At 66.9% G+C, this 24,752-nt stretch carries 24 protein-coding genes; 4 read left to right on the forward strand and 20 right to left on the reverse strand.

All coding sequences use genetic code 11. The annotated features are described in order from the left end of the window. Positions 1-98: 98 nt before the first annotated feature. Positions 99-1,679, reverse strand: coding sequence for a carboxylesterase family protein (locus F6Q13_RS10765; protein ID WP_293056191.1), 1,581 nt, complete (start codon positions 1,677-1,679; stop codon positions 99-101). A 141-nt stretch (positions 1,680-1,820) separates the two neighbouring features. Between F6Q13_RS10765 and F6Q13_RS10770 the strand changes: the two genes are divergently transcribed. Continuing rightward, positions 1,821-3,071 carry a cytochrome P450 gene (locus F6Q13_RS10770; RefSeq protein ID WP_293056098.1) on the forward strand — a complete coding sequence of 417 codons (1,251 nt, stop codon included), beginning with the start codon at positions 1,821-1,823 and terminating at the stop codon, positions 3,069-3,071. A 32-nt stretch (positions 3,072-3,103) separates the two neighbouring features. On the opposite strand, the gene mftG is transcribed toward F6Q13_RS10770, so the two are convergent. The 7 genes from mftG to mftA all read right to left on the reverse strand — a co-directional run bounded on the left by mftG (position 3,104) and on the right by mftA (position 9,619). Next, positions 3,104-4,540 (reverse strand): mycofactocin system GMC family oxidoreductase MftG, encoded by a 1,437-nt coding sequence (gene mftG / locus F6Q13_RS10775; protein WP_293056194.1) that lies wholly within the window; start codon positions 4,538-4,540, stop codon positions 3,104-3,106. Positions 4,541-4,543: 3 nt separating this feature from the next. Beyond that, positions 4,544-5,959 carry a mycofactocin biosynthesis glycosyltransferase MftF gene (gene mftF, locus F6Q13_RS10780; protein WP_293056100.1) on the reverse strand — a complete coding sequence of 472 codons (1,416 nt, stop codon included), beginning with the start codon at positions 5,957-5,959 and terminating at the stop codon, positions 4,544-4,546. After that, positions 5,956-6,711, reverse strand: a complete 756-nt coding sequence (gene mftE / locus F6Q13_RS10785; RefSeq protein WP_293056196.1) for a mycofactocin biosynthesis peptidyl-dipeptidase MftE — start codon at positions 6,709-6,711, stop codon at positions 5,956-5,958. Before mftE ends, mftF begins: the two co-directional genes overlap by 4 nt. A gap of 142 nt (positions 6,712-6,853) precedes the next feature. Further along, entirely contained in the window at positions 6,854-8,038 is a 1,185-nt protein-coding gene (gene mftD / locus F6Q13_RS10790) for a pre-mycofactocin synthase MftD (protein WP_293056103.1), read from the reverse strand. A gap of 2 nt (positions 8,039-8,040) precedes the next feature. After that, positions 8,041-9,216, reverse strand: coding sequence for a mycofactocin radical SAM maturase (gene mftC / locus F6Q13_RS10795; protein ID WP_293056105.1), 1,176 nt, complete (start codon positions 9,214-9,216; stop codon positions 8,041-8,043). Then, positions 9,213-9,539: a mycofactocin biosynthesis chaperone MftB gene (mftB, locus tag F6Q13_RS10800; RefSeq protein ID WP_293056107.1), complete on the reverse strand. Its 327-nt coding sequence runs from the start codon at positions 9,537-9,539 to the stop codon at positions 9,213-9,215. The genes mftC and mftB overlap by 4 nt, the downstream gene beginning before the upstream one ends. Further along, positions 9,524-9,619 (reverse strand): mycofactocin precursor MftA, encoded by a 96-nt coding sequence (mftA, locus tag F6Q13_RS10805; RefSeq protein ID WP_293056198.1) that lies wholly within the window; start codon positions 9,617-9,619, stop codon positions 9,524-9,526. The genes mftB and mftA overlap by 16 nt, the downstream gene beginning before the upstream one ends. A gap of 104 nt (positions 9,620-9,723) precedes the next feature. Between mftA and mftR the strand changes: the two genes are divergently transcribed. Further along, a complete protein-coding gene (mftR, locus tag F6Q13_RS10810) occupies positions 9,724-10,305 on the forward strand; it encodes a mycofactocin system transcriptional regulator (RefSeq protein WP_293056108.1) in 582 nt (193 codons plus the stop codon). A 39-nt stretch (positions 10,306-10,344) separates the two neighbouring features. Here the strand turns inward: mftR and F6Q13_RS10815 are convergent, their stop codons facing one another. Further along, on the reverse strand, positions 10,345-11,535 hold the full coding sequence (locus F6Q13_RS10815) for an FAD/NAD(P)-binding oxidoreductase (protein WP_293056110.1): 1,191 nt from the start codon (positions 11,533-11,535) through the stop codon (positions 10,345-10,347). 7 nt (positions 11,536-11,542) lie between these two features. Continuing rightward, positions 11,543-12,037, reverse strand: a complete 495-nt coding sequence (locus F6Q13_RS10820) for an Lrp/AsnC family transcriptional regulator (protein ID WP_293056112.1) — start codon at positions 12,035-12,037, stop codon at positions 11,543-11,545. 208 nt (positions 12,038-12,245) lie between these two features. On the opposite strand from F6Q13_RS10820, the gene ddaH reads away from it, so the two are divergent. After that, a complete protein-coding gene (gene ddaH / locus F6Q13_RS10825; protein ID WP_293056200.1) occupies positions 12,246-13,019 on the forward strand; it encodes a dimethylargininase in 774 nt (257 codons plus the stop codon). Beyond that, positions 12,995-14,248, forward strand: coding sequence for an ornithine--oxo-acid transaminase (gene rocD, locus F6Q13_RS10830; RefSeq protein ID WP_293056203.1), 1,254 nt, complete (start codon positions 12,995-12,997; stop codon positions 14,246-14,248). Before ddaH ends, rocD begins: the two co-directional genes overlap by 25 nt. Before the next feature lie 7 nt (positions 14,249-14,255). On the opposite strand, the gene F6Q13_RS10835 is transcribed toward rocD, so the two are convergent. From F6Q13_RS10835 to F6Q13_RS10880, 10 genes are all read right to left on the reverse strand, one after another. Beyond that, positions 14,256-15,083 (reverse strand): mycofactocin-coupled SDR family oxidoreductase, encoded by an 828-nt coding sequence (locus tag F6Q13_RS10835; RefSeq protein ID WP_293056115.1) that lies wholly within the window; start codon positions 15,081-15,083, stop codon positions 14,256-14,258. Between the two features lie 9 nt (positions 15,084-15,092). Beyond that, entirely contained in the window at positions 15,093-16,283 is a 1,191-nt protein-coding gene (gene tuf / locus F6Q13_RS10840) for an elongation factor Tu (RefSeq protein WP_293056118.1), read from the reverse strand. A gap of 195 nt (positions 16,284-16,478) precedes the next feature. Continuing rightward, positions 16,479-18,593 (reverse strand): elongation factor G, encoded by a 2,115-nt coding sequence (gene fusA, locus F6Q13_RS10845; RefSeq protein WP_293056121.1) that lies wholly within the window; start codon positions 18,591-18,593, stop codon positions 16,479-16,481. Positions 18,594-18,675: 82 nt separating this feature from the next. Further along, entirely contained in the window at positions 18,676-19,146 is a 471-nt protein-coding gene (rpsG, locus tag F6Q13_RS10850) for a 30S ribosomal protein S7 (protein WP_293056123.1), read from the reverse strand. After that, entirely contained in the window at positions 19,146-19,520 is a 375-nt protein-coding gene (rpsL, locus tag F6Q13_RS10855; RefSeq protein ID WP_007167812.1) for a 30S ribosomal protein S12, read from the reverse strand. The genes rpsG and rpsL overlap by 1 nt, the downstream gene beginning before the upstream one ends. 287 nt (positions 19,521-19,807) lie before the next feature. Then, positions 19,808-20,572 (reverse strand): crotonase/enoyl-CoA hydratase family protein, encoded by a 765-nt coding sequence (locus tag F6Q13_RS10860; protein WP_293056168.1) that lies wholly within the window; start codon positions 20,570-20,572, stop codon positions 19,808-19,810. Further along, positions 20,569-21,291: a PaaX family transcriptional regulator C-terminal domain-containing protein gene (locus F6Q13_RS10865; protein ID WP_293056205.1), complete on the reverse strand. Its 723-nt coding sequence runs from the start codon at positions 21,289-21,291 to the stop codon at positions 20,569-20,571. The genes F6Q13_RS10860 and F6Q13_RS10865 overlap by 4 nt, the downstream gene beginning before the upstream one ends. 15 nt (positions 21,292-21,306) lie before the next feature. Continuing rightward, positions 21,307-22,245: a crotonase/enoyl-CoA hydratase family protein gene (locus tag F6Q13_RS10870; protein ID WP_293056171.1), complete on the reverse strand. Its 939-nt coding sequence runs from the start codon at positions 22,243-22,245 to the stop codon at positions 21,307-21,309. A 46-nt stretch (positions 22,246-22,291) separates the two neighbouring features. Further along, positions 22,292-23,929 carry an acyl-CoA dehydrogenase family protein gene (locus F6Q13_RS10875; RefSeq protein ID WP_293056173.1) on the reverse strand — a complete coding sequence of 546 codons (1,638 nt, stop codon included), beginning with the start codon at positions 23,927-23,929 and terminating at the stop codon, positions 22,292-22,294. A gap of 65 nt (positions 23,930-23,994) precedes the next feature. Continuing rightward, a complete protein-coding gene (locus F6Q13_RS10880) occupies positions 23,995-24,750 on the reverse strand; it encodes a deoxyribonuclease IV (RefSeq protein ID WP_293056176.1) in 756 nt (251 codons plus the stop codon). Between the last annotated feature and the right edge of the window lie 2 nt (positions 24,751-24,752).

The following is a 24,752-nucleotide window of genomic DNA, read 5'->3' on the forward strand; positions in this document are numbered from 1 at the left end:
CCATGCGTGAGGCACCAACCACCGCTTCGCGCTCACTTTTAGCTGAGGCACCTCGAATGCCGGGCCGCCGGCAAACGGGGTGTTCGCCACCGAGGCCGCTAGGACTTGCCCTTCAAGGTCGCCCAGAACGCGCACTGGTGGGACCGTTCGAAGTCGGTCGTGACCCTGCTGCCGTCGGGTCGAAGCGACATCCAGGGGGCGTGCTCGCCGCGCGCCACCGGCCAGTCCGGCTGGTGGGCAGCCTTCGGCGCGCCGCCGGTCACGAACTGGCTCCAGTAGGCGATCATCTGGTCGGACAGTTTGCGCTGCGCGGGATCCAGCGGCGGGGCGTCACCGATGTTGAACAGATAGCGCAACTCCAGCGAGTGACTGGCACCGACCGGAAACGGCGCCCGATGCAGCACATCCGGAGCGGGGGCATGCGGATCGTCGAACTCGTAGGCGTAGACCGGCGCGTTGCGACCCAGCCCGAACGCCAGCCGGTCGGCGACGCAGGCGAACACACCGTCGGTCACCGCCGCGGAGTAGGCCAGCGATACGTCACCGCCGTAGCGTGCCGGGGGGTAGTGGGCCAGCACCGCTGGACTGTCGGCACCGAAGATGTCGGCCAGCACCTGCGGATACTCCGCGGGCGTGACGACATGGTTCGCCCGCGTGTACCGCAACGCCGCGAACATGGTGAACTCGTCGTGGTTGGTCCCGATCAGCACCGGTACCCGTGCGGCGTGACCTGCGGCGATCGCTGGGACCGCGCCGTGCGGCAGCACCGGAGTGTCGCTGACGGGCCCGGTCAGGGCGTCGGAGTCGCCGATTCGGGAGTACCAGGGCGGCCGGGCCAGCGCCGACGCCGGCAGCGCCCGCAGGCATCCGGCGGCGGTGCGCGGATCGGGACAGCCCACCGATGCCGCATAGGCCGCACTGACGTGCTGGGCGGTGGCCAGATCGGCCGTGGCCTGACACGGCGCGCTCTGGATGATCGCCGCACGGAACAGCCCCGCCGATTCGGGTGCCACCAGGTGATCACACACCGACATTCCCCCGGCGGACTCGCCGGCGATCGTCACCTTGGCCGGGTCACCACCGAACGCGGCGATGTTGTCGCGAACCCAGCGCAGGGCGGCCTGTTGATCGGCCAGCCCGTAGTTGCCGACGTAGCCCGAGGACCCGAACGACGGATCGGCCAGAAATCCCAGCGCACCCAGGCGGTAGTTGAGCGTGACGACGACAATTCGGCCCTTGGCGACCAAGGACCGCGCGCGGTAGATGGAACCGCTGCCGTTGACGAAGCCGCCGCCGTGAATCCAGACCATCACCGGGAGCTTGTCGGGGACCCGCGGACCGACCGGAGTCCACACGTTGAGGGTCAGGCAGTTCTCGCTGGGCGGTTTGCTCGCCCGGGCGTCTGTCTCCTGGATGCACGGCCGCCCCGGCTTGGTGGCGTCCAGCATGCCCGACCACCGCGGCACGGGTTGCGGCGGCTGCCACCGCAGCGGCCCCACCGGCGGTGCCGCATACGGGATGCCTTCGAACAGGCGGTAGTCGGCGGCTACCAGACCGCGCAGCAGTCCCATCGACGTGCGGACCACGCCGGCATCCAGCGGACCCGCGTAGGGCGGCTCGGACGTCCGCCGAGATGTCCCGCCGACCTGGTCGCAGCCGGCCACCACCGTTGCCACCATCAGCAGGGCGGCCCACGCCCGGCGGCGACGAGACGATCGGAGCGGCACGAGATTCAGGGTACGGATCAAACGAAACTGCTCCCGGGGTATCGGCGATCGGGCACACTGGAGAAGTTGACACACGTCAAAACGAGGAGCCCGATGAGCACCCCGATTATCGATGAAGCCGCACAGGTCTTCGCCGACCCGACCGCGTACGCCGACGAAGCGCGCCTGCACGCGGCGCTGAGCCATCTGCGCGCCCATGCACCGGTGTCACTGGTCGACTGCCCGCCGTACCGACCGTTCTGGGCCGTCACCAAGCACGCCGACGTCATGGACATCGAGCGCGACAACAACCTGTGGATCAACGAGCCGCGACCGCTGCTGCAGACCGCGGAGAACGATGACATCGCGCGCGCCCAGCTGGACGCCGGGATGGGCCTGCGCACGCTGATCCACATGGACGACCCGCAACACCGGTTGGTGCGCGCGATCGGCGCCGACTGGTTTCGTCCCAAGGCCATGCGGGCACTCAAGGTCCGCGTCGACGAGTTGGCCAAAATCTACGTCGACAAGATGGCAGCCGTGGGACCCGAGTGCGACTTCGTCCAGGAGGTCGCGGTCAACTACCCGTTGTACGTCATTTTGTCGCTGCTGGGCCTGCCGGAGTCGGATTTTCCGCGGATGCTCAAGCTCACCCAGGAACTTTTCGGCGGCGACGACGAGGAGTTCAAGCGCGGCAACACACCCGAAGAGCAACTCCAGGTCCTGTTCGACTTCTTCGGCTACTTCAGCGCGCTGACCGCCTCGCGGCGCGAGCACCCCACCGAAGACCTCGCCTCGGCGATCGCCAATGCGCGCATCGACGGCCAACCACTGTCGGATGTCGAAACCGCCTCCTACTACGTGATCATCGCCACCGCCGGCCATGACACCACCAGCGCGACCATCGCCGGCGGCCTGCACGCCCTGATCGAGCATCCCGACCAGCTGAGACGACTGCAGGACAACCCGGACCTGATGCCGCTGGCCACCGAAGAAATGATCCGCTGGGTCACCCCGGTCAAGGAGTTCATGCGCACGGCCACCGAAGACACCACGGTGCGCGGAGTGCGGATCGCCAAGGGCGAATCGGTCTACCTGTCTTATGTCTCGGCTAACCGCGACGAGGAGGTTTTCGAGGATCCGTTCCGCTTCGACGTCGGCCGTGATCCCAACAAACACTTGTCCTTCGGGTACGGCGTGCACTTCTGCCTGGGTGCCGCACTGGCCCGGATGGAGGTGAACAGCTTCTTCACCGAACTGCTGCCGCGGCTGAAATCGATTGAACTGGCTGGTGAACCGCAGCTCATCTCGACGGTCTTCGTCGGCGGGCTCAAGCACCTGCCGATTCGATACCAGCTTCGCTGACGGCAGTAGTCGCAGTCGGGTACCGGGTGCGATCACGCGACGAACTCCGCCGCTCGGTGCCCGAGCATCACGATCGTGGCGTGCGGGCCGCGACTGGTGATCACCGGCAACACCGACCCGTCGATCACCCATAGCCCCTCGATGCCGTGCACCCGGCAGCGCGGGTCGACGACAGCGCACGGGTCGGTTTCGCTGCCCATCGGCGCGCTGCCGCACAAGTGCTGTGACGTCGACCAAGCCGGCTCACCGCGCCGTATCACCGAACCGGCCACCTCCCGGGCCACTTCGGCGCCGCGATGCAGCGCGGCGACGTCGCCGGGTTCGCTGTCGTAGCGATGCTCGATCCGGGGCGGCACAGCGGGGTCGGCCGACCGCAGCGTGACACGACCGCGGGCACGCGGCCGCATGAGTGCCACCCCGATGTGCGGCCAATCCGGATACCCGAGGGCGTCGTCACCTACCATGGCAGCGAAACCACCGGTATATGGCCGTATCTCGATATCGTCTACCGTGAGCAGCACCTCGACGACGGGCCGGCCGGGCACTGTCGACCAGCCGGCCTGCAGCACCCATTCCGGGTGGTCACTGCACGACATTCCGACCGGCAAGGGCAGCACGACATCGACGCCGGCGGCATGCAGCATGGCCTCGTCTCCGACACCGGAGAGCATCAGCAGGTGTGCCGACTCGATCGCGCCGGCGCACAAGACGATCCGGTCAGCCGTAACGGTTATCGGGCCATCCGGCCCAATCGCCTCCACGCCGACGGCGCGACGGCCGGCGAACCGCACCCGCAGCGCCCGGGTCCGCGTCAGCAGTGCGAGATTGGGTCGTTGCAGCGCGGGCATCAAAAACCCGGAGCCCGGGCCGGTGCGTACCCCGTCGACGATGTTCAGCGGTGCCGCGCCTACCCCGGACGCATGCCCTGCCTCGACGTCGTTCAGATCGTCGATCCAGGAAAACCCGGCTTTTTGCGCACCCGCCACAAAAGATGCGCTGCTGCCGGTGAGTTCGGCTGTGCGCCGCACCGGGATGGGACCGCTGTCGCCGTGGGCCGGCCCGGTGAAGTCCAGATCCGTCTCGATCGCGCAGAAGTGGGCGACGACGTCCGTCCATGACCAGCCGGGCAGGGCGTAGGCGTCGAAGTCGCTCGGCAGGCCACGGCAGAAATAGCCGCCGTTGACCGCACCGGAACCGCCCACCGTGGAACCCCGCGTGATCGACATCGCCCGCGCCGGTCGCTCGGTGAGTTGCGTCTGATAGCGCAACACCAGCGGGCTGGAGGCGCCGATCGGTAACCGCGTCCCGTCCATGGTCAACGCCAGCAACTGCGGGTCTCTGAGGCCCACACCGGCCTCCAGCACGGTCACCTTGCAGCGGGAGTCGGCTGAAAGCCGTTCGGCGACGACCGATCCCGCGCTTCCCGCACCGATGATCAGCACATCGCTGCGTAGGACTGCAGCGGTCAGCGGTCAGATCCGAATCTGCGGTTTGAGTGGCCCGATGGTGCGTTCCCGCACGACCCCGCACCACAAGCCGAGCCCATAGGCCAAGTCGTCGAGTCGCTTGAGCACCAGGTAGGCCAGCAGTCCGATCGGCCTGGCATCGTCGTCGGCGCCAGCCCCGCCACGGCTGAGCCAGTCCGCCACGCCGTCGATCACGGCGGCGACGAGCACCGCGCGCCGACACCGACGGCACGTGATCGCCGCCACCAACGCAAGTGGCCAGTAGTGTCGACACGTTGCCGATGCCAGATGCAGCGCTGCCGACCATAAGCCGCGCGCAGCGACCGCCACCACGTCGCTGATCGGGGTTTCGGTGCCGCGCAGGCTATGCGATACCCGCCGGCCGGTCAGCCCGGCTGCCAGCAGTGATCCCAAGCACCCCAGGCCGGAGCCGACGGCCAGGAAGATCCAGGCCACCAAAGCCCAACCGGAGATCAGCAGCGGCGCCGTCTTGTCCGGATGACGCGCGGACAACAGCGCCGCCGAGCCACCGTAGACAGCTTTGCGGACAAACCAATCCTTCAGCTCGGTGCGATGGTCGTGGGCAACCAGGGCGATCGGTTCGTAACGCAGCCGGGCACCGCCTTCGACGAGCCGCCAGCACAGATCGACGTCCTCGCCCACGTGCAGCGTCTCGTCGAACCCGCCGACTTCGCGCAGCGTGGCGGTGCGGCAGACAATCGCCGCGCTGGGGACATACGACACGGTCGTGTAGGGCATCACCGGCGCTTCCTTCTGCCCCAGATCCAGCGATGAGCGCACCGCCTCGTAGCGCGCCACCAGAGTGTCGCCGTGGGTCAGACCGACGATGCGCGGCGCGACCAGCGCAACGGTCGGGTCACAGAAATGACCGAGCAGCGCTTCCAGCCAGCCCCTGCGCGGAACCACGTCGGAGTCCATAAAGGCAACGAACTCCGTTGTACAAGAGGCTAATCCGGTGTTGCGTGCTGCGGCAGGACCGCGACATTCGGAGTGGTACAACACTGCGACGTCGCAGTTGGCCCCAGAAAAATCCTCCAGCACAATCGGTTCGATGGAACCGTCATCGACGATGATGATGCGCAGCCCACGCAAAGCAGCGACCAGTCTTTTCACACCAGGAGCATTGTCGCGCACCGGGATCACCACTGTGACATCGCGGTACGACGGGCCACCGGCCGGTCGCGGATGGGCAACAGTCGCATCCAGCAACGTACGCGCCAGTTGGGCGCTGAGTGCGTCGCGAACCTGCAGGCGCCCGCCGGACAGCATGTCCCGGGCGGCCGGCGCCAGCCGCAGCAGCCGGGTCGGAGAACCACCCAGCAGCGCCGAGCCGCCGCCGAGTACCCGGACCCGTCGGTCGACCTGGACAGCAAACCCGTCCGGCAACCGGGTCGTCGTCATGTCAGCATCCCGTCGGGACCGGGCGTCCAGCGGGCCAGCCGGCGGACGCAGGCATCGGCCATCTCCGCGAGGATCCGCTCGCCCTCGGCCGCAGTTGCCGTTGTGGGGTCTCCCAACACCCCCACCTCGCTCACGGCTGCCACTCCGCCGCTGCGCATCGACGGGAGCAACACCGACAAGGGTGCCCCGTTACCCGCACGCCGCCGCTCGGCGCGAACCGCGGCCGGCGAAATGTGCAGGAGTAGCGACGTTTCGGTATGGCCCGCATGGGCGTCGGCGCCGGGGACGGTGCAGCTGCACCACGCGACGTCGCGACCCTCTGATCGCAAGAGACTCCCGGCGCGCCGCAGCGCGTCGACATTGCCGCCGTGGCCGTTGACGAACAGCAGCCGCGACGCCCAGCAGGCCGCCGACCTGCCGTATTCCACCAGCAGCAGGACCAGGGCCTCGGTGCCGAGGGAGACCGTTCCGGGAAAGCTCTGGTGCTCGCCACTGGCGCCGTAGCCGATGGCCGGCGCCACCAGCCACTGCTGCCCGCCCGGGCGCTCCGCGCGGTCGGCGAGGCGTGCCAGTGTGGCATGGGCGACCGCAGTCGCGATGCGGGTGTCGGTGTCCAGCGGCAGGTGCGGCCCGTGCTGTTCGGTGGAGCCCACCGGCACGATCACGGCCGTCGACCGGCCCCACAGGTCGCCCGACGTGAAGCTGCCAAGTTCGCCGACGACCGCCACCCGCCGATGGTAGGACGAATTCAGCTGGCGTGCATAGGTTGTTGATCGTCGGACCGGAAATTTTTTTGGCGGCTTCGGTGATTTCGTCACGTGCCTATGCCCCAGCCCCGTGCGCAACGGGAGTATCAGGATTACCTCTGGTGCCGATTCTGGTACGGTGGTCCGTTCAGCCTGGCGGCATGCCGAGAGTGCGAGCAAACTCCGGCGGCATGAGCACGTCGTCCCGACAGAGGTCGTGCACCGAGGCGCGCCCCAGGCCCATCAGGGTGGAATCGATGCCGCCGCGCAGTACGTCGAGGACGTTCTCGACGCCGGCTTGCCCGGCAGCGGCCAGACCCCACAAATAGGCCCGGCCGATCATCACCGCCCGCGCACCCAACGCGAGCGCCTTGACGACGTCACTGCCACGCCGGATGCCGCCGTCGAGCAACACCTCGATCTGCTCGCCGACCGCGTCGGCGACAGCGGGCAGCGCGCGAATGGCGGCCGGCGTCCCGTCCAGGTTGTTCCCACCATGGTTGGACACCGAAATCGCTGAAACACCAGCATCGACAGCCCTTTTCGCGTCGTCGACACGCATCACGCCTTTGAGCATGAACGGGCCGTCCCAAAGTTGACGCAACCAGGCGATGTCCTCCCACGTCGGTGGCGGAGTGGTCATCCACTCGCCGTAGGCGGCGAAGAACGGCGGTCCCAGCTCGCCGCGGCGGGCCTGGTTGGGCACCCGCAGGGTGGGCGGGCGCAGGGTCTTGGCGTAACTCCACAACCAGGCCGGCCGGGTGATCGCCTCCGGCGACAGCCTCAGGATGGCCCGCAGGTTCATCTGCTCGGGGATCTTCGGACTGCCCCAGTCCCGTCCGTGGGAAAACGTCCAATCGGTGGTCACGATCAGGCCCACCGCGCCGGCCTCACGGGCCCGTTGCACCCGCTGGGCGATCGCATCGCGCCCACCGAGCCAATACACCTGAAAGAACAGCTTGCTGTTGGCGGCGATGACCTCTTCGATGGGCTTGCTGGCGAACGACGACAATCCCATCGCGGTGCCTCGCGCGGCGGCGGCCCGGGCGACGGCCACCTCACCGTCCGGGTGAACGGCTTGCACGCCGGTCGGCGAGAGGATCACCGGCAGTGAAATATCTTGTCCCATGACCGTGGTGGACAGGTCACGTTTTTCAGCCGCTCCGATCACGTGCGGCGCGAATCCGAGTTCACTGAACGCCTCCACGTTGTCCGACGCGGTGACACCCTTTTCGCTGGCGGCGACCAGTGCGGCATAGACCGATTTGGGCAGCCGTCGTTTCGCCCGCTGCGCCGCGATCGCGACGGTCTCGAACCAAAGGTCGCGGGCCACGGCTAAACCGGGATTTCGGTGCAGAGCCGCTGCGGCGGGCGGGTGGTCAGCGTCAGCGGCACCGGTCGGTGTTCGCGGCGCCCGTGGGAGTGGTCACCGGACGGACGTGGCCTGCGGCGTTGCGCGGACGGCGTCGGCACGCCGTGGCCTTGTACGCACTCCGGATCCGGGCCGTCGATCGGCAACCCGGTGAAGAATTTGGCCGCCATGCACCCGCCCCGGCAGCTGTCGTAGTGCCCGCAGCCGGCGCACGCGCCCGCCGACTGGGGCCCGCGTAGTTCGCGAAACAGTGGGGAATTAGTCCACACGTTCTCAAAACCGCCGTCGGTCAACACGTTTCCAGCGCGAAATCGCTCGTGGATCGCGAATGGGCAGGCGTACACATCGCCTACCGGATCGATCAGGCAGACCACCCGCCCGGCCCCACACATGTTCAGACCGGCCAGCGCCCCGGGTTCGCCGAGCCCGGACAAGTGAAAGAACGAGTCGCCGGTCAGCACTCGCTCGCCGTTGGCCACCAGCCAGCGGTAGAGCTGCACCTGCTGCTCGGCGGTCGGATGCAGGTCGTCCCAGGCGTCGGCGCCCCGCCCCGACGGACGCAATCTGGTGATGCGCAGAGTGGCGCCGTAACGACTTGCCAGCGCGGCGAATTCGTCAAGCTGATCAACGTTGTAGCGGGTGACCACTACCGAGATCTTGGGGTCGGTGAATCCCGCGTCCGCGAGGTTCTCACAGGCACGAATGGCCATCGCATATGACCCGCGGCCGCGCACGGCGTCGTTGACATCGGCGGTCGCACCGTCCAGCGAGATCTGGACGTCGACGTAGTCGCTGGCGGCTAACCGGGCGGCTACCTCAGGGGTGATCCGCACCCCGTTGGTGGAGAACTTCACGCCGACGTGATGTGCGGTCGCGTAGTCCACCAGCTCCCAAAAGTCGGGCCGAACGGTCGGTTCGCCGCCCCCGATGTTCACGTAGAACACCTGCATGCGTTCCAATTGGTCGATGATGTCTTTGCACGCCCGGGTGGACAGCTCGCGCGGATCGCGGGTGCCCGACGACGACAGGCAGTGCACGCAGGCCAGGTTGCAGGCGTAGGTCAGCTCCCAGGTCAGGCAGATCGGCGCGCCGAGGCCCCGCTGGAAGTGCTCGATGAGGCCGGGCGCCACGGCGCTCACCGAACCGCTTCCGAGGATTGGGGCACCACCATGTTCGACTTCGCCAGCACTTCCAGCGCGTGCAGGTAGGGACGCTGCTGTGCGTCGTCGACGCCCGCGGCGCGGCAGGCGGCCCGCACGTCGGGGTGGTCGACCAGCGACTGCACGACGGTGAGAATCGTGCGGTTTTTCAGAAACGACAGCCTGCGGGTGCCGAAGTGATACAGCAACGCACCGAATGGCTCGGGTCGCACCGCTACCTGCGGGTGCAGCCGCCATCCGGTATCGGGGTCGAACGGTGTGCGGACACCCTGGCGCGCCGGCACGGTCAGTAGACCCCGCACATGCCGTCGATGGATATCTCTTCGACCAGGGTTTCGGTGACGAGTTCGGTGTCGGTGTCGAGCTGCTGGCTGGGCTCCATGGAGTTGCCTTTCCCGTCCGGGCCCGACAATGTGAGTCGAGCTGAGTGCTCGTCAGGATATGGCATCGAGTGCCAGAATGGAAGGCCGGTCGCTGAGGAGTGTCATGCTGGCGGAATCGCGGGTGGGCCGGCGTCGCGCGACGACGCCGCACCACATCACCGACGTGGCGCTGGAGCTGTTCGCGGCACGAGGCTTTACCGAGGTCAGCGTCGACGACGTTGCACAGGCCGCCGGGATCGCCCGCCGCACGCTGTTCCGCTATTACGCATCGAAGAATGCCATTCCCTGGGGCGACTTCGACGCGCACCTGCAGCATTTGCGCGAACTGCTCGACGCCGTGGAGCCGCAGGTGCCGTTGGGTGCGGCACTGCGGGCGGCGCTGCTGGCGTTCAACACGTTCGACGAGTCCGAAACCACGCGGCACCGGCAGCGCATGCGGGTTATCCTGCAAACCCCGGAATTACAGGCGTATTCGATGACGATGTACGCGGGCTGGCGTGCGGTCGTTGCGGAATTCGTCGCCCGCCGGTGCGCCGTGTCACCCACTGACCTGGTTCCCCAAACCGTTGCCTGGACCATGCTCGGCGTCGCCTTGAGTGCTTACGAGCACTGGCTGGACGACGAGTCGGTCTCGTTGCCACAAGCACTGGGCGAGGCATTCGACGTCGTCGCTGCCGGGCTGTGACCACCGGCCGCGCCGCGGTGCTGCCGGCCCGTTGCGCGGTTAGCCTAACAACTGCGAAATAGGAGCTTCGGCAGCGATTTCAGCGCGCGTCTTCATGACCCGTGCGGGCATACCCGCGCCGACGACACCGGCCACCACGCCGTCTCGCTCGTAATACGCCAGGAACTTGCGGCCGTCGTCCTCGACCAGATGCACTATGTCGGTGGCTTCCGGCCGGCCCAGACACTGGATCTTGACGTCGTACTGGTCGCTCCAGAAGTAGGGGACGACGACCGTCGAGGGCACCTTCTCGCCGAGGAGCGCGGGCACCATGACGCGGGCCTGTTCGGCGACGTTACTCCAATGTTCCACCCGCGCAGGATATCCCCGCGCGTCGCGCCAGGCGGCAACGTCACCGGCCGCCCAGACGTTTGACGCGCTGGTGCGTCCGATCCGGTCGCAGATCACGCCATTGCCGAGCGCGACCCCGCTGCCCTGCAGCCAGTCGGTCGCCGGTCGCGATCCGATGCCGACGACTACCAGGTCGGTCGAGATCTCGGTGCCGTCGGTCAACACCACGGTGTCGACCCGACCGCGACCATGAACCGTTGCCACCCCGACCCCGGAGCGCACGTCGACCCCCTCGGCCCGGTGCAGCCGGGCGACCAGCCTGCCGATCTGCGCGCCGAGCACGGCTGCCAGTGGCGCGGGCTGCGGCTCGACCAGCACGACGTCGACGCCGAGACCTCGCAGGCTGGCCGCCACCTCGCAGCCGATGAAGCCGGCGCCGACGACCACAACGTGCCGGGCCGCTGACGCGTCCCGGCGCAGCGCGAGGCTCTCGTCCAACGACCGCAGTACCCGGATGCCGTCCAGGTCGGGGACGTCGGGGATGCGGCGCGGAACCAGGCCGGTGGCGATCACCAGCTGGTCATAGCCGAGCACGGTGTCGTCGGAGAGAGTGACCGTGTGTTCCTTGGTGTCCAGGCCCGCGGCGGCCGACCCCAGCCGCAGCGTGATGTTGTTGGCGTCGTAGAACTCCCGTGGTTTGAGCGTGACCTTGCAGCCGGGGTCGTCGACCTCGCCGCGCAATACCTCTTTGGACAGCGGCGGTCGGTCGTAGGGCAGATGCACCTCGTCGCTGACGATGGTCAGCGGACCGGTGTAGCACCCCCGACGCAGTTGTTCGGCGATCCGGGCGGCCGCCAACCCCCCGCCGACGATCAGGATTCCGTTGCCAGTGGTCGTCACGTGCAGTTCATACCTGACGATGATCGCCGCCGCCGACAGCGGTGCCCGACCCGCGGCCGGACCGGGATCGGTCGATCAGATCCGACAGCACCACGATGCTTTCGGTGCGGTCGATGGCCGCGCTGGTGCGGATCCGCTCCAGCGCCTGCTCCAGGTGATGCATGTCGCGGGCCAGCACGTGCAGAATCGCGTCGGAGGTCCCCGTCACCGTCGCGGCGTTGACCACCTCCGGGATGTCCACCCAGGCGCGTCGCAGCTCGTCGGGCGCTATCCGGCCCTGGCAGTACACCTGAACGTAGGCCTCGGTGTTCCAGCCCAAGGCGTTGCGGTCGATGACCGTGGTGAATCCCCTGATCACGCCGTTAGCGAGCATCCTGTCGACGCGGCGCTTGACCGCCGGGGCCGACAGGTTCACCCGCGCACCGATCTCGGCGAACGTCGCGCGGGCATGCTCGCTGAGTTCGGCGAGAATCTGTTCGTCGATGTCGTCCAAGCGGTCCATCGTCGACCGTCACCCTTCCAACGCAACAAACTGCCGAAAACACGATTTCTACGCAACATAATTTAACCAGAAACGCAATAGACGGCGACTCATTGCGATTACGAGGCCTCGTAGCATTGGTGCTGTGACGATTTCCGAGGTCGTCAGCCAGGTTGTCGCCCCGCCGCAGCCGCGCCGGGAACGCAGGGCACGCCCGCGCCACTACGTGATGACCGCGCCCCGGTTCTTCGCCGTCGACTACGCGATAAACCCGTGGATGGACACCGGCGTCGCGGTCGACGTCGACGTCGCGACCGCGCAGTGGGAACACCTGCGCGACACCTACCTCCGACTGGGCCACCGGGTCGACCTGGTCGACCCGGTGCCCGGCCTGCCCGACATGGTCTATGCCGCCAACGGCGGACTGATCGTGGGCCGAAAGGCCATTGTCGCCCGGTTCAAGTATCCGCAGCGCGCCAAGGAGTCGATCGCCTACGCGCAGTGGATGAGCGCCGCCGGCTATCGCCCGATCCGCACCAGACATGTCAACGAGGGCCAGGGCGACCTGTTGGTCGCCGGGGGCATCGTGTTGGCCGGCAGCGGTTTTCGTACCGACGTACGAGCTCACGCCGAGATCGCCGAGATCCTGGGGATGCCCGTGGTCAGCCTGGAATTGGTCGATCCGTACCTCTACCATCTCGACACCGCGCTGGCGGTGCTCGACGAGACGACGATCGCCTACTACCCACCCGCTTTCACCCCGACGTCGCGCGCGCGGCTGGACGCGCTGTTCGCGGAGGCGATCGTGGTCGGCAGGGCCGACGCCTACGCGCTGGGGCTCAACGCGGTCTGCGACGGCTACCACGTGGTGCACCCGGCCGCTGCGCGCGGCTTCGCCGAACAGCTCTATCACGCCGGCTTCGACCCCATCGGAGTCGATCTGTCCGAGTTGCTCAAGGCCGGCGGGTCGGTGAAGTGCTGCACCTTGGAGGTGCACCCGTGACCATAGCGGACACCGCCGCGACCGCCGCCGCTATTGCCCTTGACGAGCGCCACGCCGCACACAACTATGCGCCGCTACCGGTGGTGGCCGCCCGGGCGCACGGGGTGTGGATCGTCGACGTCGAGGGTCGCCGTTATCTGGACTTCCTGGCGGCCTACTCGGCGATGAACTTCGGGCATTGCAACCCCGAGATCGCTGCGGCCGCACACGCCCAGCTCGACGAGATGACCCTGGTCAGCAGGGCAGTACACGCCGAGCAGCTCGGACCGTTTTGCGCCGCGCTGTCCGCGCTGTGCGGCAAGGACATGGTGTTGCCGATGAATAGCGGCGCCGAAGCGGTGGAAAGCGCGCTCAAGGTAGCGCGCAAATGGGGCTGCGAGGTCAAGGGCGTCCCACCCGGAACAGCTAATGTCATCGTCGCCGACAACAACTTTCATGGCCGAACCATCAGCATCGTCAGTTTTTCCTCCGATGCCCGGGCACGCCACGGCTTCGGCCCGTTCACGCCGGGCTTCCGATCGGTGCCGTTCGGTGACGCCGACGCGGTGGCAGCGGCCATCGACGAGCACACCGTCGCGGTGCTGCTAGAGCCGATTCAGGGCGAGGCGGGCATCATCGTGCCCCCTGACCATTATCTGCCCGCAGTGCGCGCGATCTGCACACAACGCAACGTGCTGATGATCGCCGACGAGATCCAGTCCGGTCTGGCCCGCACCGGGAAGACGTTCGCCTGCGACCACTGGGGTGTGGTACCCGATGTGTATGTGCTGGGCAAGGCGCTCGGTGGCGGTGTGCTGCCATTGTCGGCGGTGGTGGCCGACCGCGACATCCTCGGTGTTCTGCACCCCGGTGAACACGGCTCGACTTTCGGTGGGAATCCGCTCGCGGCGGCAATCGGCAGCACCGTGGTTTCAATGCTGACCCGTGGCGAATTTCAAAGGCGATCAGCCGAACTCGGTAAACACCTACACGCTCGCCTGCAGGAATTGATCGGCCACGGTGTGCTAGCGGTGCGAGGTCTGGGCCTTTGGGCCGGCGTCGACGTCGATCCGCGCATCGGCACCGGCGAACAGCTGAGTCTGCGGCTCGCCGAGCGCAGCGTCCTGGTCAAGCACACCCGTGGATCGACCTTACGGTTCGCTCCACCCCTTGTGATCTCCGAAGACGAGATTGATTGGGGTATAGGCCAATTCGCTGAAGTCCTGGCAGAAGGAGCGTGCTTCGCCTGACCGGACGCTAGTACTTCAAGGCGCCTTTGTCGACGGGTATCTGCGCACCAGAAAGCGTGCCCGAGCCGTCACCCGCCAGCCACACTACGACATCGGCTACTTCGTCCGGGGTCATGAAACCTTTGGGCTGCAGCGGCATTGGTGGAAAACTGTGCGCAAAAGCGGGGTGCTTGCCCAGCAGCTCCATCATCGCGTCGGTCTCGATCATCGGGGTGTCCACGGAGTAGGGATGGATCGAGTTGACCCGTATGCCGAATTCGCCGAGCTCGATGGCCAGTGTGTTGGTCAGCGCGACGAGTCCGAACTTGGTTGCTGCGTAATGGCCGTTGCCCGGCGTGGCCTTCAGGCCTGCCGCCGAGCTGACCACCACGATTGAGCCGCCGTTGGCAGCGTCGATCATGGCGGGCACCACTGCGCGCAGAGTGCGCCAGGTGCCCGACAAGTTGACACCGATCACGGTGTCCCACTGCTCGTCGCTGAGTTCCCAGACCCGGCCCCAACCCAGCACGCCGGCGTTGGCGACCAGGATGTCGAGCCGGCCGAACTGAGCGACGCCGTCGGCCACCAGCTCGCGCAACGCGACGTCGTCGCGAATATCGACTTCACGCGCCAGCGCCGTCCGCCCCTGGGCTTGCACCGCGCGCACCGTTTCGGCGAGGTCCTCCCGCGTGGCTGCCGGGTAGGTGATGCAGTCCGACACCGGCGCGCAAATGTCCAGCGCGATGATGTCGGCACCCTCCCGTGCCAGCCGCACAGCGTGCGCTCGTCCCTGACCGCGCGCAGCACCGGTGACGACCGCCACACGCCCTTGCAGCGTTTCGGCGACGCCCGACACCGGCCGAACTTACTTGATGATCTTGGTGACCCGCCCGGCGCCGACGGTGCGGCCGCCCTCGCGAATCGCAAAGCGCAAGCCCTCGTCCATGGCGACAGGCTGGATCAGCTTCACCGAGATCTCGGTGTTGTCACCGGGCATCACCATCTCGGTGCCCTCCGGCAGCGTCACCACACCGGTCACGTCGGTGGTGCGGAAGTAGAACTGCGGACGGTAGTTGGTGAAGAACGGCGTGTGCCGACCGCCCTCGTCCTTGGACAAGATGTAGACCTGGCCCTCGAACTCGGTATGCGGGGTCGTCGTGCCGGGCTTGGTCACCACCTGGCCACGTTCGACGTCTTCCCGCTTGACACCACGCAGCAGCAAACCGACGTTATCCCCGGCCTGACCCTGGTCGAGCAGCTTGCGGAACATCTCCACACCGGTGACCGTGGTCTTGGTGGTCTGCGGCCGGATCCCGACGATCTCGACTTCCTCGTTGACGTTGATGACACCGCGCTCGACGCGGCCGGTGACGACGGTGCCCCGGCCGGTGATGGTGAACACGTCCTCGACCGGCATCAGGAATGGCTTGTCGGTGTCGCGGACGGGGTCCGGAATCGACTCGTCGACCGCATCCATGAGCTGCTGCACGGACTCGACCCACTTGGGGTCACCTTCGAGAGCCTTGAGCGCCGATACCCTGACGACCGGGGCGTCCTCGTCGAACTCCTGGGCCGCGAGCAGCTCGCGGACCTCCATCTCGACCAGTTCGAGGAGCTCTTCGTCGTCGACCATGTCGGCCTTGTTCAGCGCCACCAGGATGTAGGGCACCCCGACCTGGCGGGCCAGCAGCACGTGCTCGCGGGTCTGCGGCATGGGGCCGTCGGTAGCGGCGACCACCAGGATCGCCCCGTCCATCTGGGCGGCGCCGGTGATCATGTTCTTGATGTAGTCGGCGTGGCCCGGGGCGTCGACGTGTGCGTAGTGGCGCTTCTCGGTCTGATACTCCACGTGCGCGATGTTGATGGTGATACCCCGCTGACGCTCCTCCGGCGCGTTGTCGATCTGGTCGAACGCCTTCGTCTCGTTCAAATCGGGGAACTTGTCGTGCAGGACCTTGGTGATAGCCGCGGTCAGCGTGGTCTTGCCGTGGTCAACGTGACCAATGGTCCCGATGTTGACGTGCGGCTTCGTCCGCTCGAACTTCGCCTTCGCCACTTCTTTGTCCTCCTGGACTTGTTGGTGCTTATTAAAGCAGTGTTGATGTGTTCAGTTGTGCCCCGGCAGTGACCGGGCAAGGGTACTCCCTGGCTCCGATGTGCCCGTTACCCGGCTCCTCACTCGTAAGCTTCGCTTACTCGCCCGTCGCCTTCGCGCGACCCCATTGCTCGGCTCCTCACTCGTAAGCTTCGCTTACTCGCCCGTCGCCTTCGCGATGATCTCCTTCGACACGTTCGCCGGCACTTCGGCGTACGAATCGAACACCATGGAGTAGTTGGCCCGGCCCTGCGTCTTCGACCGCAGGTCGCCGACGTAACCGAACATCTCCGACAGCGGCACATGCGCTTTGACCACGCGTGAGCCACCCCGCTCCTCCATGGCCTGGATCTGGCCACGGCGGGAGTTCAGGTCTCCGATCACATCGCCCATGTAATTCTCGGGCGTGGTGACCTCGACTGCCATGATCGGTTCGAGGATCACCGGCTGCGCCTGTCCGGCGGCCTTCTTCAGGGCCTGCGCTCCGGCGATCTTGAACGCCATTTCCGAGGAGTCCACCTCGTGGAACGCCCCGTCCTCCAGGGTGACTTTGAGATTGACCAGGGGGTAGCCGGCCAGCACGCCGTACTGCATGGCATCTTGCGCGCCGGCGTCGACCGAAGGAATGTACTCCCGCGGCACCCGCCCGCCGGTGACCTTGTTCTCGAACTCGTAGGTAGCACCGTCTTCGCCGACGAACGGCTCGACGGTGATGATGACCTTCGCGAACTGGCCCGAGCCGCCGGTCTGCTTTTTGTGGGTGTACTCGACGTGCTCCACCTTGCGGCGGATCGTCTCCTTGTACGCCACCTGGGGCTTGCCGACGTTGGCCTCGACCTTGAATTCCCGGCGCATCCGGTCGACGAGGATGTCCAGATGAAGCTCGCCCATGCCGCCGATCACGGTCTGGCCGGTCTCCGGGTCCAGATGCACCTTGAAGGTCGGGTCCTCCTCGGCCAGCTTCTGGATGGACATGGAGAGCTTTTCCTGGTCGCTCTTGGTCTTCGGCTCGATGGCCACCTCGATCACCGGGTCGGGGAATGTCATGGACTCCAGCACGACCTGGTCGTTGGGATCGGACAGGGTATCGCCGGTAGTGGTGTCCTTGAGCCCGATCACCGCATAGATGTGGCCGGCCGAAGCCCGCTCGACCGGGTTTTCTTTGTTGGAATGCATCTGGAACAGCTTGCCCAGCCGCTCCTTCTTGCCTTTGGTCGCGTTGATGACCTGGCTGCCGGCTTCCACGGTTCCCGAGTACACCCGGATGTAGGTCAACTTGCCGAAGAACGGATGGGTCGCGATCTTGAACGCCAGCGCGGAAAACGGTTCGTCAGTCGACGGCCTACGCACGACCTCCTCGTCCTCCCTGCCCGGAGCATGACCGATGGCCGGCGGCACATCGAGCGGCGAGGGCAGGTAGTCGATGACCGCATCCAGCATCGGCTGCACACCCTTGTTTTTGAAGGCGCTGCCGCACAGGACCGGATACGCCGCCGAGCTGATGGTCAATTTGCGAATAGCGCCCTTGATCTCGGCCACGGTCAGCTCTTCACCGCCGAGGTACTTGTCCAGCAGCGTCTCGTCGGTCTCGGCGACGGTCTCCAGTAACGCAGTCCGGTACTCGCCGGCCTTTTCCTGAAGGTCGGCGGGAAGGCTCGACATTTCCAGGACGTCGTAGCGCTCGCCGAGCTTGGTTTCGCCGCGCCATACCTTGGCGTTCATCTCGACGAGGTCGACGACACCCTCAAAGTCAGCCTCCGAACCGATGGGCAACTGGATCGGAATGACTTTAGCGCCCAGGCGCTCCTCCATGGTCCTCACCGAGAAGTAGAAGTCGGCCCCGATCTTGTCCATCTTGTTGACGAAGCAAATCCGGGGGACGTTGTACTTGTCGGCCTGCCGCCAGACCTGTTCGGACTGCGGCTCCACACCTTCCTTGCCGTCGAAGACGGCGACGGCGCCGTCGAGCACCCGAAGGCTGCGCTCCACCTCGACCGTGAAGTCGACGTGGCCGGGGGTGTCGATGATGTTGATCTGGTTGTCGTTCCAAAAGCAGGTGGTCGCAGCGGAGGTAATGGTGATCCCCCGCTCCTGCTCCTGCTCCATCCAGTCCATCGTGGCGGCGCCGTCGTGCACCTCGCCGATCTTGTAGCTGATGCCCGTGTAGTAGAGGATGCGCTCGGTCGTCGTCGTCTTGCCGGCGTCGATGTGCGCCATGATGCCGATGTTGCGGACCTTGGTGAGGTCGCTCAGCACGTCCTTCTGTGCCACAGAAGTCTTCCCACTTTCGATTGCTCAGTTGCTGTCTTTTTGGCCTCCGGCAGCGCTGCCAGATGGCGCCGCCCGGCGCCGACTACCAGCGATAGTGCGCGAAGGCGCGGTTGGCCTCGGCCATCTTGTGGGTGTCCTCACGCCTTTTGACGGAGGCTCCGAGGCCATTGCTGGCATCCAGAATCTCGTTTGCCAGGCGCTCGACCATGGTCTTTTCCCGGCGCTGCCGCGAGTAGTTGACCAGCCAGCGCAGCGCCAGGGTGGTGGAGCGGTCCGGCCGCACCTCGACAGGCACCTGGTAGGTGGCACCACCGACGCGGCGGCTGCGAACCTCCAGCGCCGGCTTGACGTTGTCGAGAGCCCGCTTGAGGGTGATGACCGGGTCGGTGCCGGTCTTTTCGCGAGCCTGTTCGAGCGCACCATAGACAATGCGCTCGGCGAGGGATTTCTTCCCCTTGAGAAGAACCTTGTTCACCAGCTGGGTGACCAGCTGCGATCCGTAGACCGGGTCGTTGACCAGCGGACGCTTGGGCGCTGGTCCCTTGCGCGGCATCAGCTCTTCTCCTTCTTGGCGCCGTAGCGGCTGCGAGCCTGCTTGCGGTTTTTGACACCCTGGGTGTCCAGCGAGCCGCGGATGATCTTGTAGCGCACACCCGGCAGGTCCTTGACTCGACCGCCGCGCACCAGCACCATCGAATGCTCCTGCAGGTTGTGGCCCTCACCGGGGATGTAGGCGGTGACCTCGACCTGGCTGGTCAGCTTGACGCGCGCCACTTTGCGAAGGGCCGAGTTCGGCTTCTTCGGGGTGGTGGTGTACACGCGAGTGCATACCCCACGACGCTGCGGGCTGCCCTTGAGGGCCGCGGTCTTGACCTTGGCGATCTTGTCGCGGCGCCCCTTGCGGACCAGCTGCTGAATGGTTGGCATCTCCCGGCTTCCTGTGTAAAGACTCTGTACTTCAGTTATGCCCCGCCTCACTACCCTGCGGCCGGGCGCGTCGCACGCGGTTGGCCGCGGATCACCCGTGGCGGCATGGACATGCGAATTGGCCCGGCGTGCGCGCCCTAATCAGCTAGGGCGCCACCTGCGGCCAGGCGCGAGCTTCAACAATACCTGCCGCCGGTCAGGCAGGTCAAAAAGGCATCCCGGGATCGCGCTGGGATCGCGCCGCAAAGCGGATTACCGACCCACGCTGCTGGCCCGTCGCCGCGACCTCACGCGGGCGCGCCGTGCCGGCCTGCTCCGGCGGCGAAGCGTCCGGCCCCTTCCCGCGCCTCCGTCGCGACCCGGGCGATGCTGGCGAATTCGTACTCCATCGCCTCGGATTCGGCTAGCCCCCATTGGTGCAGCGCCGACAACCGATCCGATCGCAGGCACTGCTGCGGCAGCGCGGCCAGCTGGCCTGCCAGTTCTTCGGCCGCGTCACGGGCCTGGCCTTTGGGCACGACCCGGTTGGCCAACCCGATCGCCAATGCCTCGGTTGCGTCGACGCCCCGGCCGGTGAGGATCATGTCCATCGCCCGGCTGTGCCCGATCAGCCGGGGCAATCGCACGGTTCCCCCGTCGATCAGCGGCACGCCCCACCGCCGGCAGAAAACCCCGAACACCGCATCCTCTTCGACAACCCGCAGGTCGCACCACAACGCCAGCTCCAGACCGCCGGCTACCGCGTAGCCGCTCACCGCGGCGATCACCGGTTTGGACAGCACCATCCGGGTCGGCCCCATCGGGCCGGGGCCGGTCCGGTGCACGGGGTTAGCGTCCGGGGTACCGAATGCCTTCAAATCCGCTCCCGCGCAGAAGGTTCCGTGATCACCCCACAGCACCGCCACCGCCACGGAGTCATCGTGGTCGAATTCCTCGAAGGCGGCGAACAGGGCGGCCGATGTCGGGCCGTCGACGGCGTTGCGGGCCTCGGGCCGGTCCAGGATCACCGTGGTCACCGGCCCGCTGCGTTCGATACGTACCGGGCGTCTCATCTGGCCTCCACTAGTTGGATCGCGTGACGCCGCCGGGAGAGTTCGGCGGCGAAATCGTGATAGGCGGCGCGCAGCTGGTCACCCGGCCAGCCGGACGGCAAGAGTTCGACCGGCAGCATCGGGTCGGTCAGCAGGTGACGCACCATCGCGGCTGCGATGACGAACCGGGCGGGCACATCGGCTGCGGCGGCCATCTCGTCGAGCAGACGTTGTCCGGTACGCGCCCATCCCGGCAGATCCCACAACTGACCGGCCAGCTCGGCCGGCACGTCGTCGCGGGCAGCGAGGACCCGGATTTTGGCCCGGACCGCGGTACCCAGTTCGACGTCGAGATTGTCCGGACGCATCCACACGCCTTCGCGCAGCTCGGCGAACCTGTTGTTGTGCAGTGCTGCTCGCAAGTCAGCTCGGGTGCGCGCGTCGGTGCCCACACTGGTCACGATGACTGTCATCCAGGAGCCGCGCCAGGGACGCACCCGCGGGTGAATCGCGTCGTCCTGACGGCGTTGGCGCGCCAGCAGCCGCTCGGAGAGCCGGTAGCCGTCAGCGGACCGGATCAGGTCACCGGCGCTGACCATCCGCGTCAACGCCACCCGCAACGTAGTCTCTTTGATACCGAAATCGCTGGTGAGCCTGACGAGTTCGGCTGCGCTGGCCCATGCCGGGTGGGCGCCGAGCAACACGGACAGCACCACCGACCGGGCGGTCATGCGCGCCATAGTCGTCGGCATCGCCTACACCTGCGACGTCTGGCGGCCGTAGTCGCCGAACGGCTCGTCGCGGTGGCGCACCGCGGCCCGGAAGCCGTGCTGCACCGCGTCGGCGACGAACGCATGCCCCTCAGGCGTGTGCCTGGCTATGCCGTCGAAGACGGTACTCACCATCCTGCTGGTCGCCACGCCCTGTTGCAACAGAGCCGAATTGAGCGCGAGTTTGACCATGATGAGCTGGTTGACCGGGACGGCGGCGATCCGGGCCACCAGCCGTTCGGTGCGCGCGTCGAGGTCCTCGGGGTTGGGCGCCTCGACCGCCAGCCCCCACTCGGCCGCTTGAGCACCGGTGATGCAATCCCCGGTGAGCAGTAGTCGTTTGGCGCGCTGATCGCCGAGCCGGTGCGCCCACAGCCCGGCCGCGGGCACACCCCAGACCCGACTCGGCGGATAGCCGATCTTGGCGTCGGCGGCGGCGATCACCTGGTCGGCATGCAGCGCGATGTCGGTACCGCCGGCCACGCAGTAGCCGTGGATCTTGACCACGGTGGGCTTGTCGGCGTGCATCAGGCTGGCGAACCCGCGCACGAACCGGCTCATCATCTGGTAGTCGATCATCGGGTCCCACGGCTGATTGGGCAGGTGGTTGATGGCCTGGGTCTTGCCGTCCAGCACGGTGCCCTCGTACGGCCCGGTCCCGCCCGCCGACGAAGTCCGATCGGCGTAGGCGCTCAGATCGAACCCCGCGCAGAACCCCTCGCCGCGACCGGACACGAGGATGACGTGGACGTTGGGGTCCAGGTCGGCGCGTTCCACCAACGCCGACAATTCCAGGGGTGTGTCGGCGACGATCGCGTTGCCCTTCTCCGGCCGATTGAAGGTGATCCGGGCAACCCGGTCGGTGACCTCATAGGTCATCGTCTTCAGGTTGTCGAAGTCGACCGGTCGGATCGCGTGGGTCACGAGCGCCGCTCCTTGTTGCGTCGCCCTGCGCCCTCGCCGGCGCGGGTCATCCTTTTGCCAGGGCCCGCTCGAGGATGGGTGCCAGGTCCAGGCCGGCGGGCATGGTGCCGTAGGCACCCCCCCACTGCCCGCCCAGGCGGGTGGCCAAAAACGCCTCGGCGACGGCCGGGTGCCCGTAACGCACCAGCAGCGAACCCTGCAACGCCAAACAGATGTCCTCGGCGATCTTGCGGGCACGATAGGTCAAGGTCGCGGGGTCGCTGTGCTCCCCGAGCCGGGCTTTGAGTGACTCGACATGGGCGTCCAGCCGAGAATCCCCCCCGGTGGTCGTGGCCAGCTCGGCGAACAGCACCTCGACACACTCGGGGCGGGTGGCCATGGCCCGCAACGTGTCCAGGGCGCTGACATTGCCGGAACCCTCCCAGATACCCATCAGCGGGGCCTCCCGGTACAACCGCGGCATGCCGGAGTCTTCCACGTAGCCGTTGCCGCCCAAGCATTCCATCGCCTCGGCCGCGTGGGGTGCGGCCTGCTTGCACACCCAGTACTTGCTGGCGGCCAGGCCGATGCGGCGCAGCAGTGTTTCGGTCTCGTCGCCGCGCGCGGCGTTGTCGGTGGCGCCCGCCATCCGCATCGCCACCATGGTCGCGGCTTCGGCCTCGACGGCCAAGTCCGCCAGGACATTACGCATCAGCGGCTGGTCGATCAGGTAGGCGCCGAACGCCCTGCGGTGTGCGGCGTGGTGAATCGCCCGGGTCACGCCGGTGCGCATGCTGGTGGCGCTGCCCAGCGCGCAGTCCAGCCGGGTCAGGTTGACCATCTCGATGATGGTCGGCACACCGCGACCCTCCTCGCCGACCAGCCAGGCGGTGGCGCCGTCGTATTCGACTTCGCTGGAGGCGTTGGCGTGGTTGCCGAGCTTGTCTTTGAGCCGCTGCAACAACATCCGGTTGCGCGTGCCGTCGGGCAGCACCCGTGGCAACAGGAAGCAGCTCAGCCCGCCGGGCGCCTGGGCGAGCACCAGGAAGATGTCGCACATCGGCGCCGAGGTGAACCACTTGTGCCCGGTGAGGGTGTAGCTGCCGTCGGCATTAGGGGTTGCCCGGGTCGTGTTGGCCCGCACGTCGGAGCCGCCCTGCTTCTCGGTCATCGACATGCCGGCGGTGATGCCGGGTTTGGTGGTGGCCACCTTCAGCTCGGGGTCGTACTCGCGGCTGGTCAGCAGCGGCTCGTAGACGCTTGCCAGCTCCGGGTTGTGCCGCAGCGCCGGGACCACGGCGTAGGTCATCGAAATCGGGCACATGTGCGCGGGTTCGGCGGTCCACACGCTGGTTTTGGCGGCGCGGACCACGTGTGCGCCCGGCCGTTGGTCGGCCCAGGGCGCGGCGTGCAGCCCATGCGCGATCGCCGTGCGCATCAGCTCGTGGTAGGCGGGGTCGTACTCCACTTCATCGATGCGGTGACCGTAGCGGTCGTGGGTGTGCAGGATCGGCCGGTTGCGGTCGGCCAATTCGCCCCAGCGCTGAACCTGCCGGGAGCCCGACAGCGCGCCGACCGCGATGACCTCGTCGAGCCCCCACTGCCCGCCCTCGCGGATCAGCGCCTCGATGAGCACCGGCGACGAGGCCGGGTTGTATTCCTCCAGGGGCGGCACCTGATTGGTCACGAGATGAGTGTCCGGCATGCCGCAAGTATTACATTTTTTCGATAGTCGCACAATAGATGTAACGACCCGGGGGCGCGCTCGCCTCAGCGCAGATGTTTGCGCAGGTATTCGATGTCGTCCTTGCGGCCCTCCTCGGCGGTCTCGCAAATGACCGGCGCGTCGGCGGCCCGGACGACGGCGACGAGCAGTTCCGGATCGATTTGCCCGGCGCCGATATTGGCGTGCCGGTCGCGCCCCGAGCCCGGCGGGTCCTTGGAGTCGTTGCAATGCACCAGGTCGATCCGGCCGGTGATGGCCTTGATGCGATCGACCGCGTCGATCAAGGCCTCGCCGGCCGCCCACGTGTGGCATGTGTCGAGGCAAAAGCCGATACCGGTGTCGCCGATGTGGTCCCACAGTCGGCCGATGGTGTCGAAGTGGCGGGCCATCGCGTGCTCACCGCCCGCGGTGTTCTCCAAATAGACCTCGACGGTGGTCTCCAGCTGATCGAGTGCCTTGCGCCAACGGCCGAAGCCGTCGTCGAGGTCGTCGTCGTCGGCGACGTGACCACCGTGGACGATCACCGCCGCGGCACCGATATCGGCCGCCGCGTCGCAGGTCTGCTGCAAGATCTTGCGCGACGGGATGCGGACCCGGTTATTCGCCGAGGCGACGTTGATCAGATAGGGCGCGTGCACGTAGATCGGCAGCACCGCGGCCCGCAGGTGTGGGGCGTCCTCGCGCGGCTTGGGCGGCTTCCAGCTCTGCGGATTGCCCAGGAAGATCTGTACGACGTCGGCGCCTTCGGCCGCCGCCGCGGCGAGGGGGTCGGCCGGACTGACGTGCGAACCGATGAGCACGG

Source organism: Mycobacterium sp., assembly GCF_008709575.1.
In the GTDB taxonomy this organism is placed as follows: domain Bacteria; phylum Actinomycetota; class Actinomycetes; order Mycobacteriales; family Mycobacteriaceae; genus Mycobacterium.

Bases quoted from the DNA above. Each gene is read 5' to 3' on its own strand.
- mftF (WP_293056100.1), bottom strand. From the start codon at position 5,959: ATGACGACGACCCGGTTGCCGGACGGGTTTGCTGTCCAGGTCGACCGA.
- mftR (WP_293056108.1), top strand. From the start codon at position 9,724: ATGCTGGCGGAATCGCGGGTGGGCCGGCGTCGCGCGACGACGCCGCAC.
- F6Q13_RS10820 (WP_293056112.1), bottom strand. From the start codon at position 12,037: ATGGACCGCTTGGACGACATCGACGAACAGATTCTCGCCGAACTCAGC.
- F6Q13_RS10765 (WP_293056191.1), bottom strand. From the start codon at position 1,679: ATGGTGGCAACGGTGGTGGCCGGCTGCGACCAGGTCGGCGGGACATCT.
- F6Q13_RS10875 (WP_293056173.1), bottom strand. From the start codon at position 23,929: ATGCCGGACACTCATCTCGTGACCAATCAGGTGCCGCCCCTGGAGGAA.
- F6Q13_RS10860 (WP_293056168.1), bottom strand. From the start codon at position 20,572: ATGAGACGCCCGGTACGTATCGAACGCAGCGGGCCGGTGACCACGGTG.
- rpsL (WP_007167812.1), bottom strand. From the start codon at position 19,520: ATGCCAACCATTCAGCAGCTGGTCCGCAAGGGGCGCCGCGACAAGATC.
- ddaH (WP_293056200.1), top strand. From the start codon at position 12,246: ATGACCGCGCCCCGGTTCTTCGCCGTCGACTACGCGATAAACCCGTGG.
- F6Q13_RS10770 (WP_293056098.1), top strand. From the start codon at position 1,821: ATGAGCACCCCGATTATCGATGAAGCCGCACAGGTCTTCGCCGACCCG.
- F6Q13_RS10865 (WP_293056205.1), bottom strand. From the start codon at position 21,291: ATGGCGCGCATGACCGCCCGGTCGGTGGTGCTGTCCGTGTTGCTCGGC.
- mftA (WP_293056198.1), bottom strand. From the start codon at position 9,619: ATGGAGCCCAGCCAGCAGCTCGACACCGACACCGAACTCGTCACCGAA.
- rpsG (WP_293056123.1), bottom strand. From the start codon at position 19,146: ATGCCGCGCAAGGGACCAGCGCCCAAGCGTCCGCTGGTCAACGACCCG.